At 33.1% G+C, this 18,880-nt stretch carries 20 protein-coding genes; 13 read left to right on the plus strand and 7 right to left on the minus strand.

The features are described from left to right. The first annotated feature begins 3 nt into the window (after window positions 1-3). Genes ACOQOS_RS10150 through ACOQOS_RS10160 form a run of 3 tightly spaced genes read left to right on the plus strand, consistent with a single transcriptional unit; the run spans window position 4 to window position 2,074 of the window. Window positions 4-1,284 (plus strand): DUF2157 domain-containing protein, encoded by a 1,281-nt coding sequence (locus tag ACOQOS_RS10150; RefSeq protein WP_420574852.1) that lies wholly within the window; start codon window positions 4-6, stop codon window positions 1,282-1,284. Then, on the plus strand, window positions 1,281-1,835 hold the full coding sequence (locus ACOQOS_RS10155) for a GDYXXLXY domain-containing protein (protein WP_420574853.1): 555 nt from the start codon (window positions 1,281-1,283) through the stop codon (window positions 1,833-1,835). Before ACOQOS_RS10150 ends, ACOQOS_RS10155 begins: the two co-directional genes overlap by 4 nt. Before the next feature lie 20 nt (window positions 1,836-1,855). Beyond that, window positions 1,856-2,074: a hypothetical protein gene (locus tag ACOQOS_RS10160; protein ID WP_420574854.1), complete on the plus strand. Its 219-nt coding sequence runs from the start codon at window positions 1,856-1,858 to the stop codon at window positions 2,072-2,074. Window positions 2,075-2,084: 10 nt separating this feature from the next. On the opposite strand, the gene ACOQOS_RS10165 is transcribed toward ACOQOS_RS10160, so the two are convergent. Together ACOQOS_RS10165 and ACOQOS_RS10170 are read right to left on the minus strand one after the other, a co-directional pair. Beyond that, the gene (locus ACOQOS_RS10165) at window positions 2,085-2,741 is read right to left on the minus strand and encodes an ATP-binding cassette domain-containing protein (protein WP_420574855.1); all 657 of its coding nucleotides are present in this window, start codon (window positions 2,739-2,741) and stop codon (window positions 2,085-2,087) included. A gap of 1 nt (window position 2,742) precedes the next feature. Continuing rightward, window positions 2,743-3,030 (minus strand): hypothetical protein, encoded by a 288-nt coding sequence (locus ACOQOS_RS10170; protein WP_420574856.1) that lies wholly within the window; start codon window positions 3,028-3,030, stop codon window positions 2,743-2,745. A gap of 156 nt (window positions 3,031-3,186) precedes the next feature. Between ACOQOS_RS10170 and ACOQOS_RS10175 the strand changes: the two genes are divergently transcribed. Together ACOQOS_RS10175 and ACOQOS_RS10180 are read left to right on the plus strand one after the other, a co-directional pair. Further along, a complete protein-coding gene (locus ACOQOS_RS10175) occupies window positions 3,187-3,648 on the plus strand; it encodes a hypothetical protein (protein WP_420574857.1) in 462 nt (153 codons plus the stop codon). Window positions 3,649-3,748: 100 nt separating this feature from the next. Continuing rightward, on the plus strand, window positions 3,749-4,078 hold the full coding sequence (locus ACOQOS_RS10180) for a hypothetical protein (protein WP_420574858.1): 330 nt from the start codon (window positions 3,749-3,751) through the stop codon (window positions 4,076-4,078). A 128-nt stretch (window positions 4,079-4,206) separates the two neighbouring features. On the opposite strand, the gene hemL is transcribed toward ACOQOS_RS10180, so the two are convergent. The 3 genes from hemL to ACOQOS_RS10195 are packed head-to-tail and all read right to left on the minus strand — an operon-like array spanning window position 4,207 to window position 7,275. Then, window positions 4,207-5,493, minus strand: a complete 1,287-nt coding sequence (gene hemL, locus ACOQOS_RS10185; RefSeq protein ID WP_420574859.1) for a glutamate-1-semialdehyde 2,1-aminomutase — start codon at window positions 5,491-5,493, stop codon at window positions 4,207-4,209. A 26-nt stretch (window positions 5,494-5,519) separates the two neighbouring features. Continuing rightward, window positions 5,520-6,359, minus strand: a complete 840-nt coding sequence (locus tag ACOQOS_RS10190; RefSeq protein WP_420574860.1) for a glucosaminidase domain-containing protein — start codon at window positions 6,357-6,359, stop codon at window positions 5,520-5,522. A 4-nt stretch (window positions 6,360-6,363) separates the two neighbouring features. After that, complete coding sequence (locus tag ACOQOS_RS10195; protein ID WP_420574861.1) at window positions 6,364-7,275, minus strand: 1-aminocyclopropane-1-carboxylate deaminase/D-cysteine desulfhydrase; 912 nt, start codon at window positions 7,273-7,275, stop codon at window positions 6,364-6,366. Between the two features lie 125 nt (window positions 7,276-7,400). Here ACOQOS_RS10195 and ACOQOS_RS10200 point away from each other — a divergent pair, with 125 nt between their 5' ends. After that, complete coding sequence (locus ACOQOS_RS10200) at window positions 7,401-8,261, plus strand: alpha/beta fold hydrolase (RefSeq protein WP_420574862.1); 861 nt, start codon at window positions 7,401-7,403, stop codon at window positions 8,259-8,261. 6 nt (window positions 8,262-8,267) lie between these two features. Here the strand turns inward: ACOQOS_RS10200 and ACOQOS_RS10205 are convergent, their stop codons facing one another. After that, complete coding sequence (locus tag ACOQOS_RS10205; protein WP_420574863.1) at window positions 8,268-11,648, minus strand: VIT domain-containing protein; 3,381 nt, start codon at window positions 11,646-11,648, stop codon at window positions 8,268-8,270. A gap of 246 nt (window positions 11,649-11,894) precedes the next feature. On the opposite strand from ACOQOS_RS10205, the gene ACOQOS_RS10210 reads away from it, so the two are divergent. Together ACOQOS_RS10210 and ACOQOS_RS10215 are read left to right on the plus strand one after the other, a co-directional pair. Then, the gene (locus tag ACOQOS_RS10210; protein WP_420574864.1) at window positions 11,895-12,455 is read left to right on the plus strand and encodes a hypothetical protein; all 561 of its coding nucleotides are present in this window, start codon (window positions 11,895-11,897) and stop codon (window positions 12,453-12,455) included. After that, window positions 12,439-12,924 (plus strand): DinB family protein, encoded by a 486-nt coding sequence (locus ACOQOS_RS10215; RefSeq protein WP_420574865.1) that lies wholly within the window; start codon window positions 12,439-12,441, stop codon window positions 12,922-12,924. The genes ACOQOS_RS10210 and ACOQOS_RS10215 overlap by 17 nt, the downstream gene beginning before the upstream one ends. A gap of 18 nt (window positions 12,925-12,942) precedes the next feature. Here the strand turns inward: ACOQOS_RS10215 and ACOQOS_RS10220 are convergent, their stop codons facing one another. After that, window positions 12,943-13,266 (minus strand): hypothetical protein, encoded by a 324-nt coding sequence (locus ACOQOS_RS10220; protein WP_420574866.1) that lies wholly within the window; start codon window positions 13,264-13,266, stop codon window positions 12,943-12,945. 209 nt (window positions 13,267-13,475) lie between these two features. Between ACOQOS_RS10220 and ACOQOS_RS10225 the strand changes: the two genes are divergently transcribed. The 5 genes from ACOQOS_RS10225 (at window position 13,476) to ACOQOS_RS10245 (ending at window position 18,880) form a co-directional block, all read left to right on the plus strand. Beyond that, the gene (locus ACOQOS_RS10225; RefSeq protein ID WP_162200418.1) at window positions 13,476-13,628 is read left to right on the plus strand and encodes a DUF5522 domain-containing protein; all 153 of its coding nucleotides are present in this window, start codon (window positions 13,476-13,478) and stop codon (window positions 13,626-13,628) included. A 137-nt stretch (window positions 13,629-13,765) separates the two neighbouring features. Continuing rightward, window positions 13,766-15,754, plus strand: a complete 1,989-nt coding sequence (locus ACOQOS_RS10230) for a urocanate hydratase (RefSeq protein ID WP_420574867.1) — start codon at window positions 13,766-13,768, stop codon at window positions 15,752-15,754. Between the two features lie 40 nt (window positions 15,755-15,794). Then, window positions 15,795-16,352, plus strand: a complete 558-nt coding sequence (locus ACOQOS_RS10235) for a DUF4136 domain-containing protein (RefSeq protein ID WP_420574868.1) — start codon at window positions 15,795-15,797, stop codon at window positions 16,350-16,352. Window positions 16,353-16,504: 152 nt separating this feature from the next. Next, on the plus strand, window positions 16,505-17,941 hold the full coding sequence (locus ACOQOS_RS10240; protein WP_420574869.1) for a S41 family peptidase: 1,437 nt from the start codon (window positions 16,505-16,507) through the stop codon (window positions 17,939-17,941). 96 nt (window positions 17,942-18,037) lie between these two features. Then, a complete protein-coding gene (locus ACOQOS_RS10245) occupies window positions 18,038-18,880 on the plus strand; it encodes a toxin-antitoxin system YwqK family antitoxin (RefSeq protein ID WP_420574870.1) in 843 nt (280 codons plus the stop codon).

Here is an 18,880-nt window from a genome sequence, read left to right on the forward strand (position 1 = left end):
ATCATGAGTTCAAAAATCACAAGAGCTTTACCCGAATTGGTCGAAAACGGCATTATTACGGATGAGATTGCTCAAAACATAAAAGCCTATTACGCAACATCTGAAGAATCGAGTTCCAATAAATTATTCACGATTTTTGGAATTTTAGGCGCCACATTAGTCGGTTTAGGCATTATCTTAATCATGGCGCATAATTGGGATAATTTCCCAAAATTCATCAAGCTTATCATTGCTTTTCTGCCTATGATTATTGGGCAAGCCATATTAGGTTTTAGTATTTTTAAAGAGAAAAGTACTGCTTGGAAAGAAGCGGCTACAGTATTTTTATTTTTTGCTGTTGGCGCATGTATCGCATTGGTAAGTCAAGTATATCATATTTCAGGCGATTTGGAATCATTCTTACTAGCATGGATTGTATTATGCCTTCCATTATTGTATGTCACCAAATCAAAATCTGCGATTGTATTACACTTAATCTTTATCACATATTTTGCTTTTGAAGCTGGTTATGGTCGTTCGACAACCATTCCGCACTTATATTTCATCTTATTACTCATAGCTGCACCAAGATATTTTCAAATTATAAAAACAAAAAAACCATCTGCAACTGCTAGCATGTTACATTGGTTATTTCCACTGAGTTTAATTATCTCATTACCTATTTGTATAGATCATAGTGAAGCTATTGGTCTTTTAATGTACGTATTACTCTTTTGTGTTTTTTATAATATTGGACAGCTTCCTTACTTTAAAGACAAATCATTACTTCAAAATGGGTATCGTTTTTTAGGTTCTTTGGGAACTACAATTTTATTAATCATTTTAAGTTTTCGATATGTTTGGGAACATAATTTTAAAAATATGTTCTTCTATTCTTTAGAGTTTATATCTTGTATTATTCTATTCATCATTGCAAGTATTTTGGTATATCGCAATTACAAAAACGCCAAATTACAACAATTTAATCCGTTTGATTTTGTTTTTCTAATCTTTGGAATCATCTTTTTTATTGGTATTGGCAGTCCAATTATTGCAACAGTACTTATAAATCTATTATTGCTTGTTCTAGGAATCACTGCCATAAGAATTGGTGCTTCTAAGTTTCACTTTGGTATTTTAAATTACGGAATGCTCATTGTTGCTTCACTAATTACTTGTCGATTTTTTGATACGAATATTCCTTTTGAACTCAGAGGATTATTGTTTATCCTGATTGGTGCAGGTTTCTTTACTGCAAATTACATTATGTTTAAAAAACAAAAAGCTAAAAAATTAGAATCATGAAAAAAACATATATATACCTTCTTTTCGGCTTGATGGTAATTGCTCAAATTGCCGCTTCTGCTCAAATAGTATACAAATACGAAAATACAATTGCTTCAAACAACGTATATAAATTTAAAACAGCACCCGTAGATCCAAATGATCCTTTTCGAGGAAAATATGTCGCCTTAAATTTCGCCATGGATTCTTTTGCTACAGATGAAAAAGATTGGGATTATAGCGAAAAAGCATATGCATATGTATCAAAAGATGAAAACGGATATGCAGTATTAGAAACTCTATCTAAAACTATTTTACCTAATAGTAAGTTTGATTATGTAGCAGTAGATATTCGTACTTATTACGGAGGAATTGTTCATTTCGATTTACCTTTTGACACGTATTATATGAAAGAATCGAAAGCATATGATGCAGAACTTTTGTATAGAAACAATAATAGACGAGGAAAGCAACAAGATGTATACGCAGTTGTTCATATACAAGGAGACACACACGTACTAACGGATGTTGTAATTAATGGTATGTCTATGAAAGATGCCGTAGCTAAATAACTTTTCAACTTGTATCAATCATGAAAATACTTATCAAAAAGGATTGGAAATACACTTTGTTTATTAATGATGTAGGCGCGCATGTGTTAACCGTTATTTGTGGTTCAATTGGTATTTATGAAATAGAACACGAATTGACTACAGAAGAACTTACTGAATATCAACAACAAGGTGAAGAGTTTGTGGATGCCTTAGCTAGTAAGATCAGTTATTATCCAAATTCATATCAAAAGAAATAAATTTAGAAGATTACAAACTTCCTTGCGAAATGTATTTGTAATCTTCTAATTCCGTGAGTTGCTGAATACGCTTAGAACTTCCATTCTTTATAAGATAGATTGTATCTGAAACTTCTGTAATTTCTCGATACAGATGATCGGTAATCACAATGATTTTATGTTGTTTTTCTATTTCTATTAACTTTTTAATAGCTTCAACTTGCACTGGCGAAATATGCGAAAAAGGTTCGTCGAGCAAAATGATTCTAGAAGGTGTTTTTAAAGTCAAGAAAACTTCTACGATTCTACGCTGACCGCCTGAAAGTTCCCCAAATTTTTGAGATAATCTAAAATCATTTTCTATAAAAAATGATTTAAAATCTGCTTCCGAGATATGATACAATTGCAAAGCTTTTCGAATCGATAGAAAATTTGGAATAAAGTTATGTTGTGGCAAATACTTCGCAATTCCTGTTTCATACAACTTTTTTAAAAGTACATTTCCATCAATCTTAATGAGTTTGTATTTTGATTTAAGTGAACCAAAAATAATTCTTAATAAGGTACTTTTTCCGCAACCATTACTTCCTAGAATTCCTGTGACTTGTCCTTCTTCAGCTTTCAAATACACACCATATAGTATTTGAACATTGTCGTAATACTTTTCTATATTATCAACTTCTAGCATCTTAGTTGAGTATAAATTGAAGCAGTAGCACATCTACAGTAGTGAGAAAAAGCAATATTCCTAAAATAAAACGATTGCTCATTCCTAGGTTATATAAAAAGTATAGTGTACTATGATCTCTTGATTTTTTAGTTACAAAAAAGACAATTGTCAAAATTATTTTTGCGGCAACAATTTGTAGTAATGCGGAAACTCCAGATACAGTACATGCAATATATACGATTGTCAAAAGTACTGACAGTATCATAAGCTCTTTTGCATAAAAAAAGATAGGTGTAATGTTTTTCATAAATAATATTGACGCTTTTCAAAGAAAAGAATTTCACAGAAAAAGAATCGTTAAAACAAACATAAAGACTGTTAAACAATTACCAAAATAAGAACTTTATTAAACCTTTTATCATTGTAGGAGTCATAGAAACAAATATTTAAAAGAACAGAACTCATGAAAAACATCATTTATGCACTGGCAATTATATTCACTTTAAATGTTGCCGCACAAGAAGGTCACGATCGTAAAGACAGAAAAGAACGAAAAGAAATGAAGAGAGGTTTTATGCAAGACTTAACTCCTGAAGAACAAGCAACATTACATACAAAAAAGCTAACCTTAGCTTTAGATTTATCAGACAATCAGCAACAACAAGTTTTAGCCTTAAATACAAAGGTTGCTCAAGTAAGGAAGGCAAAGATGGAAGCGCACAAAACTCAAAAGGAAAAAGGAGAAAAACCATCTAAGGAAGAACGTTACAAGATGATGAATGAACGACTTGACGCTAAAATTGCATACAAGAACAGTATGAAGAAGATTCTTTCGAATGAACAATACGAAAGATGGGAGAAAATGCAAGCACGCAAAGCAAAAGGCAAGAGAAAGAAGAAAGGAAAGCGTAGAAGCAGAAAGTAGTTAGTAGGAAAAAGAGAAGTTAAAAAGCTTCTCTTTTTTGCTATTTGTTAACAATTTTAGTAATATTGAGTTATTATTTAGCTAACACCAACCAACAGTTATGAAAAAATATATTACACTATTCACGTTTGTATGTGTATTATTCTTAGGAATGCAAACTGCTTCAGCTCAGGAAACACCTGAAATTAAAGCAAAAATGAAAACGTTAGAATTAGCAAAGAAAGTAGAGCTATCTGACACACAAGTAAGACAAATTTACCCTATTTATTTAGCGTATGTAAAAAACAATCGCGTTGAAAATTCAGATGCTTTAGATAAAGTGAGAAGTCAAATCAGCGAATTGTTATTACCTGGACAAAAGGAAAAATTTAAAGCTAGCTTTATTAAAGAAAGACAACGTAAGAAGAAAATGGAGAGTGTAAGACAATAATACTCATTTATTATAATAACATAAAAAACTCGGCAAATTGCCGAGTTTTTTTATATCTGTATTTTTCTTTTCTAGGTATTTCTTCGAATACAAATTTGCAGAAAAGAATTCTAAAACTAATATCAGTACTATAATTCTGCTGCGACTTCTTTTACCGCTTGAATTGTTTTGTCTAAATCTTCATATGATAATGCATCTGATAAAAACCATGTTTCAAAAGCTGACGGCGCAATGTAGATTCCTCTATCTAACAAACCATGGAAAAATTTCTTAAATGAATCATTATTTCCTTTAGCTGAAGAAGCAAAATCTGTTACTGCTTCTTCGCAAAAATGTACCGAAATCATAGAACCAATTCTATTAATTTGATGTGTCACATTTGCAGCAATCAACACTTCTGATATTCCTTTGTGTAAATACGCTGTTTTTTCTTGTAAACTCGCAAACACTTCATCTTTTGCATTCAATTCTTCCAACATTGCCAAACCTGCTGCCATTGCTAGCGGATTTCCACTCAAAGTTCCTGCCTGATATACAGGTCCTAATGGCGCTAAGTGACTCATGATTTCTTCTCGCGCTGCAAAAGCTCCTACTGGCAATCCGCCACCAATTACTTTCCCAAAACAAACGATGTCTGCATGTACGCCAAGTAATTCTTGTACGCCACCTTTTGCCAATCGGAAACCTGTCATTACTTCATCAAATACTAATAAGATATTGTGTGCATCACACAAAGCGCGTAATCCTTCCAAGAAACCTTCTACTGGCGGAATACATCCCATGTTTCCAGCAACTGGCTCTATAATAATACAAGCTATTTCACCTTTATTTTGTGCAATAATCTCTTTTACATTTTCCAAATCATTGAAACGTGCCAACAAAGTATCTTTTGCAGTTCCTTGTGTGACACCAGGACTGTTTGGACTTCCAAAAGTTACAGCGCCACTTCCTGCTTGAATTAAAAACGCATCGCTATGTCCGTGATAACAACCTGCAAATTTGATCATTTTATCTTTTCCTGTAAATCCTCTTGCCAAACGAACTGCACTCATACAAGCTTCTGTTCCGCTGTTTACAAAACGAATCATATCAATATTTGGCACCATAGAAACAGCTAATTCTGCAATTTTCGTTTCAATTTCAGTTGGCATTCCAAAAGAAGTACCTTTTCTTGCTTTATCAACTACGGCATCAATTACAGGTTTGTGCGCATGACCTAAAATCATTGGTCCCCATGAATTAATGTATTCTATATACTGCTTATCATCTTCATCAATAATATAAGCTCCTTTGGCTTCTTTGACAAAAATTGGTGTTCCTCCAACAGCTTTAAACGCACGTACAGGTGAGTTTACACCACCAGGAATCACTTTTTGTGCTTCTGCAAACAGTGCGCTACTACGTTTATATTCCATTCTGTTTTTTTATGTTTTTTATTTGACTAGAAATCTTTTGGAAGTGGTTTTACAAACAATACTTGTCCCACAAATATATCATTGCCTTCAAGTCCGTTTAAAGATTTCAATTTGGCAACCGTTATTTTATGTTTCCTTGCAATACTATACAAAGTATCACCTTTAGAAACCGTATAACGATCGTTATGTGTAGTTACTTTTTTGGCATCTTCTGGCTTTTTCCCTAAAACCTCAGCGTCATATTTATACAATTCGTAACGCTCTATCAATGCAATTAATTTTTTAGGGTATTTACGATCAGTTGCATATCCTGCTTTTTTCAAACCTTTTGCCCAACCTTTGTAGTCATCTTTTGGTAATTTGAACAAAGAAGCATAACGTGATCTTCCCGTTAAGAATAAGGAATGATCTGTAAACGAATATGCAGGGTTTGCATATTTACGAAAACATTCTTGGTCTTTATCGTCATCGTGATATACACGTTGTCCCTTCCAGCTTTTATGGCATTTAATTCCAAAGTGATTGTTAGACTTCATCGTTAATTCTCCTTTTCCAGAACCCGATTCTAAAATCCCTTGTGCTAGTGTAATACTTGCTGGAATTCCGTGACGTTCCATTTCTTTTTTTGCAACTTCTCTATAAGTTTCAATATAAATTACGGTTCTACTTTTTTTACTAGAACTCGGAGTTTTCACTTCAACTTCTGGTGTCGTTTTAACCACTTTAACAGATTCTTCCTTAGGTGTTGTTTTGACAACTCTTGTTGTTTTCTTTGTTCTCTTTTTCGTTTTGGAAACACGTTTTTGTGTTCCACAACTTGATAATATCAATAAACCTAAAAGTGTATAAATAAGTTGTTTCTTCATGTGTTTATACGATCGTTTTGTGTCCTTTTCTTTCTAGTTTCTGATTCATGCCTACAATTCCTTGCAAACCACCAGTATGAATTGCTAAAATACGGTTTTGTTTGGCAAAATATCCTTTTTTGATTAAATCTATGATTCCAAATAGCATTTTCCCAGTATAAATTGGATCTAACGGAATATTGGTTTGTTGTTTAAATTGATTGATAAACGTAATTAACTCGTCCGAAACTTTTCCGTATCCACCAAAATGATAGTCATTGATTAATGTCCAATTGTCTTTGCTAGTATACTGTGAAATTTCTTGCTGTAAAAAATCTCCTTTTAAAGCTGGAAAACCTAGTATTTGTTGTTGCGAATATGCTCCGTGACTCAGTCCAGCAATTGTTCCGCCAGTTCCAACAGCACAGCAAACAACATCAAAATTCTTTTCGTTTTCCGTGATGATTTCTGCACAACCTTTTACCGCCAAATCATTTGTTCCTCCTTCAGGAATACTATAGAAACGTCCAAACTCTTGCGTTAATTGTGCTAAAAAAGTCTTTGCTGTTTTTTCTCTGTATTGTTGGCGTGTAACAAATTTAAACTGCATGCCATTTTTCTTAGCAAACTGTAAGGTAGGATTCTGATCAATTTTGTCAATCAGTTCTTCACCACGTATGATTCCGATGGTTTTGAAACCGTGTAATTTTCCTGCCGCTGCAACTGCTACAATATGATTGGAAAATGCGCCGCCAAATGTTAGTAAAGTATGTTGCTGTAATGTTTTGGCTTCCGCCAGATTGTAGGTAAGTTTCCTAAATTTATTCCCAGATACAAACGGATGAATCAAATCTTCACGCTTTACAAATAAGCGTACATTTGTAGTAAAGTTTAATACAACTTCTTGAATTGGTATGTGTTCAGTTTCAAACTCCATTCAGCATACAAAAATACCGCAAAATTTGGAATCCTTTCTATTCTATCATTGAAATATTAATTCCCCAAACAAAGACTAGTTTTTAGCTTTATTTAGTAAATTCACACATAAAAATTCTAAAAAGCATGAAAAGATATTTTTTACAAGCAGGTTTCATCCTTTTTTGTTTGAGTAGTTTTTCATGTACTGTTTTACAATGGCGATCTACTGACGAAGAGATTCAGCAACGATTTGAAGTGGCTAAAATTCCAACTGAAATCTCTTATTTTAAAATTGACAGTCTAGACTTAAAAATTCGCATCCAATCTGTTACATCTTCAAACCAAAATATAAATCTAGTTTTCTTTCATGGTTCACCGAGTTCTTTATCTGCTTGGGAAGGCTATTTAGTTGACACAACACTTAGAAAAGTTACAAACATGCACGCCATAGATAGACCTGGTTATGGCTATTCAAATTTTGGTAACGAAATGACTTCTATTGAAATGCAAGCACAATTGATGAGCGAACTTATCAATCATAAAAAATTGAATAATGTGATCGTTGTCGGTTCTTCATACGGCGGACCTTTGGCGGCTAGAGTTGGTGTTTTAAATCCGAATGTAAAAGCTGTCGTCATGATTTCTCCTGCCATTGATCCTAACAATGAAAAAGATATCTGGGCATCTCGATTCACACAATGGAAATTAACAAGATGGTTGGTTCCTACTGCATATCGTGTAGCTGGCGACGAAAAAGTTGTACATGCAAAAGAACTAGCTCTTTTAGAGAATGATTGGCAACATTTGCAAATTCCTGTGATACATATTCACGGTGATATTGACGACATTGTACCGTATGAAAACATTACATTTAGCAAAGAACATTTTCAAAATATTGAGATCATTTCTATTCCAGAAAAAGGACATGAAATTGCTTGGAAAAACAGAGAACTTATTATTCCACATTTACTCAAACTTATTGAACAAATTTCGAGAGAAGAATAAAAACTTTTACTTAATAGACAAGTTTCCAACTTCAAGCGTTCTACTATTTTTATCTAAGTGAACCACAGTAATTGTCTTTTCTTCGTTTTTCTTTCCATAATCTGTATACATAGTTATTTTTAAAATAGTAGGTCCGGATATTTTTTGTACTCGATCTGTAAAATAATTTACATAAATATCATATACTCCTTTCATTTCATTTCTTAGCATATATTCTTCAGGCCCGTATCCTTGTCGTAAATCATCAGACATTCTTCCACCAATTTCTGTACGCGGATTTTGATAATATGCCTTTTCTCCTTTCGGATCAAAAACCCACAAATCGATATCGGTTTCATTATGATTCCAGTCAATAACAATTCGTACATCAACTGGCATTGCTGTAAAAGCCTTTTGTTCTTCTTTTGTAAGTTTGAGTTCTTTTGCATATTTATTCACCAATCGCGCCAGCTCTACATAGGCAATTTGTTCAACTCCAGTAAAACGCCTACTTTCATCTTTTTTTAGTAATTGTCCTTTATATAATGCATACAACAAATCATAGCTTTTTTGAATTTCTCCAACTTCTTCATACGCTAACGCTAAATCTCGATAAGATTGTGGTTCTTCTGGTCGTATTTCCAATACTTTTTCATAAACTAATACTGCCGTTTCATAACGTTTAAAGTATTCTAATTTATAAGCTGCAGCTCTTAATAATTCGTAATTATGCAATTCAATTTCTACTAAGTTTGTAATAATAGTGATGGCTACATCTGTAGCTTCTCGCGAATGAAAAAAGTCAGCTACATCTAGGTAAAATGTTGGTGTATTCGTATATGCTTCACGTATTTCTAAATACTTTTTGTAAGCAGCTGCAATCGTTGTTTCTTTTTGCAATTTTTTGATATATGACATGTTTGTATTCCATGGTTTCAATGAAATTTTCTCTTTCACTTTTTTATTGAAAGCTTTGATGCTTGCTTTGTTTTCTGCAAATGCTTTTTTGGTGGTCACAACCATTAGTCCATCTGGAGCATTGAATCCACAAATAGCCGCTGCTTCTTTATTTTTCAAAACAATAGCTTCGTGAATATCTTTAGGTTGTATACGATTAAGCGCTTGTTGATCTGAGAAAATTCCATCAATTATAATTATTGGCGTTCCGCTATTATTCAAAGAATTATTTCCTCTAATCACTACATTACCAGTTTGTCCTGGTGCTCCAGAACCCATTTCTACAGGAATTCCTGATCCTTCTGAGCCTAAAATTACGCTATTATTTTGTTCAATATACAAACCTCCTGCACTACCTTGAAGCACTTGCGCAATATCACTTCTGCTCATTTTAATTGCAGATTGATCTGCTCTCCTACGATTTCCTTGCGCTGTGATTATGACTTCTTCTAATTCAATATCAGAAGACAACTCTGTTGTTATATAACCAGATCGCACCATTACTTCTTTCGGTTCAAAACCTACATATGAAATTACTAGTTTCTGTCCTTTTCGTACTTGCAATGTGTAATTACCATCAAAATCAGCAATAGTTCCTTTGCTCGTTCCTTTAACTAGTATAGTAGCTCCAATTAAAGGATATTCTTCATTATCTATAACGGTACCTTTCAAGGTGATTAAATCATCCAAACCTTTGTTGGCTTCTGGCTCAAATTTAAAATCTGATGCATGCCATTTATCAATTTCTCGATAACTGTTCTGTAAATTCCCTATTCGATTTTGCAATTGTTCAGCGCGTCGTTTTTCAGCACGTTTTGCTGTTTCTAAAAGAGCTTTGTATTGCTCCATCAATTCTTTTGGTGGTTCAATTTTGTAACGCACATAATCTTGAATTCTATCTAAAACAATCAGCGAAGTATAATCAGTGATCAAACTATATTGTTTTGCCAAAGAGATAATAGCACCTTTATTTTTTTCTTTTGAACGATACAAATTTTTCAATTTTTGCTTTGCCCACAAACGCTTTACTTCTTTTGATCCATTTGCTGTTTTTATCTCTACAGGAATTTTTTCAGTCACTTTTCCGCCATAACCAAATAGTAATTCCATAGTAGTATTATCCGTAAATTGTCCACTCACAGAAAAATCTTGATACACATTAGTTCGCTGTTGCGGATAAACCTCTCGAATCTTTTTATTTGTTGAAAAACCTAAAAACTGATATGTTTCCTTTTTCAGCAACTGAGCCGCTTTTGTATACTCTAATCGTAGTAAATTAAGATAGCTTCCGCCAGATTGCGTCGCGATATCATTTAAGCTTTGATGATTTGCAGAAACCAACGAATTAATTGTGTATACAGGCATTTTTCGCTTGATCCCAAAATCTCCTAAGTTTGCCAAACCGTCAGAAAATAGCAATACTTCATCGGCTTTGATTTTTGTGTCTTGAAACAGGTTTAACTTCGTTCCTCCGTCATAATTCAGATTCTTTATTTCTTCCAATAAAGCATTTGCATTACCATCTTTTATTTTAAAATCTTTATTTGTTAAGATGTTATTATTGAACGCGATAAAATTGACTTTTACATTTCGTAAATATTCTAAATAAGATTGCAATACTTTTAGTTCTTTTTCTACATCTCTGTAACGCATTGAGTACGAAGCATCCCAAAGTATTGCGACTTTTCTAGGTTTTTCTTTTAACCGTGTTTTGGGTTGCAATGCTTTGTAATAGTGAAAATAACCGTTGTATGTATGTAAGCTTTCTTGATTGGTTTTGTTTGGAATTTGAATTACGATTGGAGCTTTAGGTGCATGGTTGTTCTTTGAGATACTAGCCGTATATGCTTCTCCTTCTTTCTTGAAAAAGAAATTTTTATAAACTGTTTTTGAGATTACAGGTTGCTGATTATTAAAAATATTTAATGTTACGGAAAAAGTATCTAGATTTCGAGTGATTCCTAAAGGCAATTCATATGTTTGTTTTCCATCGAGTGTACTTAACTCTTGTTCAAATGTGATAATGATATGCTTCTCTTTTCTTGGAAATATAGGATATACACGTGCTTTGTAATTATTTCCTTCTGTTTTTTCTAACAATCCTGGATCTATTCTCCTTCTAATCGTAGTTTCATAAGCAACACGTCCCAATTCTTTTTCTACAATCACTGCATCACGCATCTTACCATTTACGTCCATGGCAAAACCTGAAACTGTTTGTCCTTCTCCCAAAGGAAAAACCAATTCGCCTTCCAAAGTTCTACTTAGTCCATTATAAAACTTCATATCATAGCTGGTAATAGCTAAGTTTCCGACAATATCAACAGTCACTTTTACATCTGTAAGTTTTAAGTCTTTTTCATCTTTAATTTTTACAGAAGGTATATTTTGAGCAAACACATGAGTCGATACGAATACGATAAAAAATACAACGTGTAGAAACTGTTTCATAATAAGATTGTTTTAATTTCAGAACAAAACTGCGAATTTGTAGACCTTTAAAAAAGAGAGAATGAGTAAGTACAGCTTTTCAATGAGTTAGTATACTTTTCTATTGAAGGTTAAAAAAACTAAAAACAAAGTATATGATTTCAATTTTAGTTAGAATGTCGTAGCTTTAACTTAACTAAATTAAATATATATTTAGCAATCAAAAGAAATCCCTACGCTGTATATATCACCTCATAATAATACAACATGAAAAAGGCAATCAAAGCATTTCTTAAAGAAATCATTCCCATTGTAATTGGTATTCTAGTTGCATTGTATATCAACAATTGGAACGAAGATAGAAAAGACAGAAACTATATTGATCGAATATCAATATCTATGCATAAAGAATTGACCGAAACTAGCAATGATATCACCGAAAAGTTGGCACAGCAACAAATGTTGGTTGATTCACTTAATTTTTATGAAAAAGACGATCAAATTCCACTAGATCAGATCATAAAAAAAGCCAAAGGGATTTATATACCTTCAATAAAAATGAATTCTTGGAAAGCTATTTCTAGTTCAAAAATTGAATTAATGGATTACGATAAAGTATCATTGTTAGCAGACATTCAAGAACAAAAAGAACTTTTACAAATAAAATCCGAAAAGCTATTAGACTTTATTTATGCCAATTATAGAGAAGCTAAAGAAGAAAAAAAGGAGTTCATGAAAATATTGATACGGGAAATCATGAGCACAGAAACCTCTCTTAGAAATGACATTCAAAAAATTATTAAAAAAACAAATGGAGCAAAAAACTAAAACAATAGAATTGGTTCGTTACAATCTTTGGGCAAACAAACGATTGATTTCTTGGTTAAAAGATAACGATGACGAATTGATGTCAAAAAAATGCGCATCTAGCTTCTCAAGTATTCTTCAAACCTTAGATCATATGATAGATGGACAACTATTTTATTATGCTGCTTTAAAGGAAATTCCAATAGAAAAACCATGGAACAATTCACTAGAAAAAATCTACAAAGGACTTATAGAACAATCAAGCGATTTTGTAACTTATGTAGAACATCAAGATACTTTTGAAGACTCCAGATTGATTAGAATTAATAGATTGAAAGGGAATTTTCCTCAGTTTGAAATTATACAACATTGCATGAATCACAGTACGTTTCATCGTGGTCAAGTAATTACTATCGGACATCAGTTACTACTGACAAAAGCACCATCAACAGATATGCTATTTTACTTTATAGAACGAAACAAACATTAAAAAACAGGTTTCATTTTTCTATAGATACCGAAGAAATTGATAGGGTTTGCGTTTTTTCAAATAACTTAAATCATCTTCATTACGATACGCTTCTTTTTCAAAACTCAACATAATATACGCTACATAACTGTTATGAAAGTAACAAAACCGCACAAGCCATTCTAAAAAGTATAATAGATAAAAAGGAAGTACCAGCAATTCTACTTGTTGCCTCAAATGTATTCGCTCATGATTCATCAATACTTCATTGCTTTTATCTTCTGCATGACGCAAAATAATAAAAGGAAACAAGGTGATTCCACGAAAACCTTTAGGCACTAAATACTTTGATACCAAAACCATTCACTTATACCAATTTTGGGTTGAAATTATTGTAAAGAAAATGATGATTTTTTTCTTTGTTCGAATTTAAAAAATCAAGCATAGCCAAAGCTACGGTTTCTTTTTAAAATAAAGAAGAAAGGAAAAAAGGGTATTTTAGTACAGTTATTTCAACCCATAAGTGGTATTATCCATTCAAAATTTAAGCCAATTTAAGTACCTTTGTAAAAATGAAGAAATTAATTCCTATTGAAGAAGGTGATTTTTATCTTTCACCCGAAGGTTATAAGGTGTTTACAGAACAATTTCACCTTAAAAGAGGCTACTGCTGTGAAAGTGGTTGCAGACATTGTCCATATGGATTCAACAAAAAAAGAAAATAAATATTCATGGATTCAATCTTAATGAAATATAAAAAAGCTACTGCACATTTTCATCGTGTAGATATTCGCTATCCATAGCACATGCTCAGACATACAAGTTTTAGCATAATGAATAACTATACAATTTAATTTATAAAATGACAGTACAAGAACATATTTTACAGGGAATCCCTAACGAATTACCAAACGCAAAACCGTACGATCCAACAATCAATCACGCACCAAAGCGTAAAGAAATATTATCTCCAGAAGAAAAAAAATTAGCATTGCGAAATGCACTGCGCTATTTTGATAAAAAACATCACGAAGTCTTATTGCCAGAATTTAAATACGAACTTGAGACCTATGGAAGAATCTATATGCATCGCTTTCGTCCTGATTATAAAATGTATGCACGTCCAATAGACGAGTATCCAGGTAAATCTACACAGGCAAAAGCAATTATGTTGATGATTCAGAATAACTTGGATTATGCTGTAGCGCAACATCCGCATGAATTAATTACTTACGGAGGAAATGGTGGCGTATTCCAAAACTGGGCACAATATTTATTAGTGATGCAGTATTTGGCCGAAATGAACGACGAACAAACCTTGGTAATGTATTCTGGACATCCATTAGGTTTATTCCCTTCTCATAAAGACGCACCAAGAGTCGTTGTAACGAATGGAATGATGATTCCTAACTACTCAAAACCTGATGATTGGGAAAAATTCAATGCGCTTGGCGTAACACAGTACGGACAAATGACTGCAGGAAGTTATATGTACATTGGTCCACAAGGAATTGTACATGGTACGACTATCACTGTACTGAATGGAGGACGTAAGATTTCTAAAAATGGAGAAGGCTTAGCTGGAAAACTATTTGTAACTGCCGGATTAGGTGGAATGAGTGGCGCGCAACCAAAAGCTGGAAACATTGCAGGTTGTATCACTGTATGTGCAGAAGTAAATCCGAAAGCTACTGAAACACGCCACTCACAAGGTTGGGTTGACGAAGTGATTCACGATTTAGATGCATTAGTCAACAGAGTCAATTCCGCGAAAGCGAATAAAGAAGTAGTTTCTATTGCTTATCAAGGAAATATTGTAGACGTTTGGGAAAAGTTTGATGAAGAAAATGTTTATGTTGACTTAGGAAGCGATCAAACTTCATTACATAATCCGTGGGCAGGAGGTTACTACCCAACTGGACTTTCGTATGAAGCCTCTAATGAAATGATGGCAAACAAGCCTGAACTTTTTAAAGAAAAAATACAAGATACGCTTCGTAGACATGCGTCAGCTGTAAATAAACATACCGCAAAAGGAACTTACTTCTTTGATTATGGAAATGCGTTTTTATTAGAAGCTTCACGAGCTGGCGCAGATATTATGGCTGAAAATGGTATCGATTTTAAATACCCAAGCTATGTGCAAGACATTATGGGACCTATGTGTTTCGATTATGGTTTTGGTCCATTCCGCTGGGTTTGTGCTTCAGGAAAATCAGAAGATTTAGCTAAAACTGATCAAATTGCTTGCGAAGTATTGGAAGAAATCATGAAAGTTTCTCCAACTGAAATTCAACAGCAAATGGCAGATAATATTCGTTGGATTAAAGGTGCGCAAGAAAACAAACTCGTTGTAGGTTCGCAAGCACGTATTTTATATGCAGACTCAGAAGGACGTATGAAAATCGCACAAGCTTTTAATGAAGCTATTGAACGTGGAGAAATTGGCCCTGTAATTCTAGGAAGAGATCACCATGATGTTTCTGGAACAGATTCTCCATATCGTGAAACTTCTAATATTTACGACGGCTCTCAATTTACAGCAGATATGGCTATTCATAACGTAATTGGTGATAGCTTTAGAGGCGCTACTTGGGTTTCCATCCATAATGGAGGTGGCGTTGGTTGGGGCGAAGTTATCAACGGTGGCTTCGGCATGGTTCTTGATGGATCTATGGAAGCATCGAGACGATTACATTCTATGCTATTTTGGGATGTAAATAACGGAATAGCAAGACGAAGTTGGGCACGAAATGATGAAGCTATTTTTGCTATAAAACGCGCTATGGAAGTAGAACCAAATTTAAAGGTAACACTTCCTAATATCGTAGATGATGCTTTGTTAAACTAAAGATTAAAAATGATATAGTAACCCAAAAAAAAGCAGTGATATGAAAAAAAATAAATTACTTTTTCCAGTAGTTGCCTTGCTACTACTTGTTACTTCTTGTATTTCGGTCAGAGTGGTTTCTGATTACGATACAGAAGCTGATTTTGACACTTATAAAACATTCGCGTTTTATAAAACTGGAATTGACAAAGCTGAAATTTCGGATTTAGATAAGAAAAGAATTCTACGTTCTATTGAAAAAGAAATGATTGCAAGAGGTTTTGTTAAATCTCAAAATCCAGATCTTCTAGTAAATATAATGACCAAAGCTAACAAACGTATCAATGTCAACAACAACGCTTTCGGCTGGGGCTGGGGCGGCTGGGGAGGCTGGGGCTGGAACCCATGGATGTGGGGCGGCGCTACCAATACCGTAACTACACGTACTGATGGTGTTTTATATATTGACTTAATTGACACAAAACAAAAAGAGTTGGTATGGCAAGGAAGAGGTACTGGAAACCTTAACAGTCGTAGTATGGAGCGTAAGGAAGAGCGTATTCGTGAGTTCGTAGCAGAAATCATGAAAGAGTATCCTCCTGTAGCAGACTCAAAATAATACACAATTCACATATGAAAATTGAACCTCGAAGGTAAAACTTCGAGGTTTTTTTATCTCCTTCTTCTGATTTTAGTAGTTACTTCTACTGTAAATTTTCTAAATACTGTAACAAAACGGAACAATCACGATCCTTAATTAAAACTTATTTTATGAAACCATATGTTATCATCTTATTATTTTTGGCATCTATACAATTCGTAAAATCTCAAGAATGTAATTGCCAAAAAGATTTTGAATTTGTCGCAAATTATTATGAAGAAAATCTTCCTGGATTTAGTGACAATGTAAATGACAGCACTATTAAAGAGTATACCAAATTCAAAAACCAACTCTTCAATCAGTCTAAAAAGTATTGTAGTGATGAAGATTTATGCTTTAAAACACTATTGGTATTTGTAGAATTTTTTAAGGATAACCATTCTTCAATTTACGCAAACACTTTCGTCAATGTAGATGAAAATAAAAAAGAAGAAGTAGATCAATTTCTTCTTTCGGATCTTTTTAAGAATCGTGAAATCATCACCGATATCAATTCAACTTCAAGTAATTCAATTCAACATATAGAGAATCAGTATCAAACTAAAGATGCTGCATATACTGTAGCGATTGTGAAAAGCAAAAATGAATTTAGAGATTATGCAGGTGTTATTATTGATTCAAAAACTCCACTTTGGAAAAAGGGACAAGTAAAGTTCGAATTAAAAAAAGTCAAAGAAAACACCTATGATATGTTTACATACATGCGAAACCATTCTTTACAATATTACAAGAATGTAAAACTCACAAATGGTATTCTGAATAATGGTTGGTATAATACTAATCTTAAAGAGCGTAAATCATACAATATTGATGTTGCGCACAGAGAGCTTACTTTTAAAGAACTTGATAAGGAGACGAACTACATGTACACTCCTACTTTTAGTGGAAACTGGCTTGCTAAAATTTCTGAATTTTACAAACAACATGATGCCACAATACAAGCAAAGCCTTACTTAATTATTGATGTACGAAATAATGGAGGCGGCAGCGATGCTTGCGTTTATCCATTACTAAAGTATATGTATACAAAACCTTTTCAAAGTGATAAAGTTGATGTATATGCTACCAAAGAAAACATACGAAAGAGTTTAGAATGGTATAATAGTATGAAGAAGGATACAGTAAACTTTAGTAAAGAATTTTTAAATGGATTTGCTAAAGAAATCGAAACCATGAAATCTGTTCCTAATAAAACCTTCATTTCAAGAAGTTTGGGACAAACAGTAACATTAGATACAATTTTGAGTAATCCTAAAAAAATTGTCATCATTGCAAATAAGTATTGTGCGAGTTCTTGTGAAACTTTATTGTTTTGGGCAATGGAAAGTGACAAAACTATTATTGTTGGAGAAAACTCAGGAGGATACGTTGGTTATGGCGAGATTTCAGGAGTAAATACACCAAATTTCAATTTTGAATTGGGTTGCACCATGACTCGATATAACCATCAAAGAAAGTATGAAGTAGATGGAATTCCTCCTAATTATTATTTAAATAATGACAAGGATTGGATAACACAAGCTGTTGAGATTATAAAGAAAGACTAATTACAAAAGTATATAACAATAGATGTTTTAAGCTTTTATTATACATTTCTTGCCGCACATTTTATATATTTACTTTTATTAAAATTTCATCCAAAAATGGTTCAAAAAGTAATTTTTACATTCATTGTTTTCTTTGCGTTTGTCACTATTTCTAACGCGCAAAGTGAATTCTATATAAAGCTTGATCGTAAAAATCGTGTCAAAGAAATTGGCATGAAACAAAACGGCGAGAAAGAAGGATTGTTTTTTCGTTATAAGCGCAACGGAAAACACAAATCGTTCTTTTATGATAATGGTAAAAAGAGAAAGTTAAATCCATCAGAAGTTGTGGTTGAAAAGACATACGATCCAAGATCAAAAGGTCAAATTTTAGAGGAGAGTTTCGGAATTCTAAAGGATGGAAAAAGAAATGGTTTATGGTTTACCTTTAACCGAAGTAAACAATTTACAACGGCTTCTCAGTACAAAAATGGCGTGATAAACGGCATGAATTATCGCTTTCATGAAGATGGTGAAGTATTAGGTATTGAAAATTATGTAAACGGCAAAAAACAAGGTATTTGCAAAGAGTTTCATAGTGGCGGCGCCTTGCATTATAGTACTGAATATAAAAATGGGAACATTGTAGATGGAGAAAATACATACTACTATCCAAACGGAAATAAAAAATTTGTAGAGAACTATAAAAACGGATTAAAGTTTGGAAAAAGTGTCACATATTACGAATCTGGAGCTATAGAAATTGAAGGCATTTATCGCGATAAAGGATTGCAGGAAGGTCCTTGGAAAGAATATTATGAAAGCGGAAAACTCAAAGAAGAATATTATTATAAACACGGACTTTTTCATGGAGAATACACTATTTACGATGAAAAAGGAAACATTCTAGAGCAATATATTTACAAAAATGATAAGTTGATTAAGACGATTGTGAATTGA

This window comes from Kordia sp., assembly GCF_965224175.1.
In the GTDB taxonomy this organism is placed as follows: domain Bacteria; phylum Bacteroidota; class Bacteroidia; order Flavobacteriales; family Flavobacteriaceae; genus Kordia.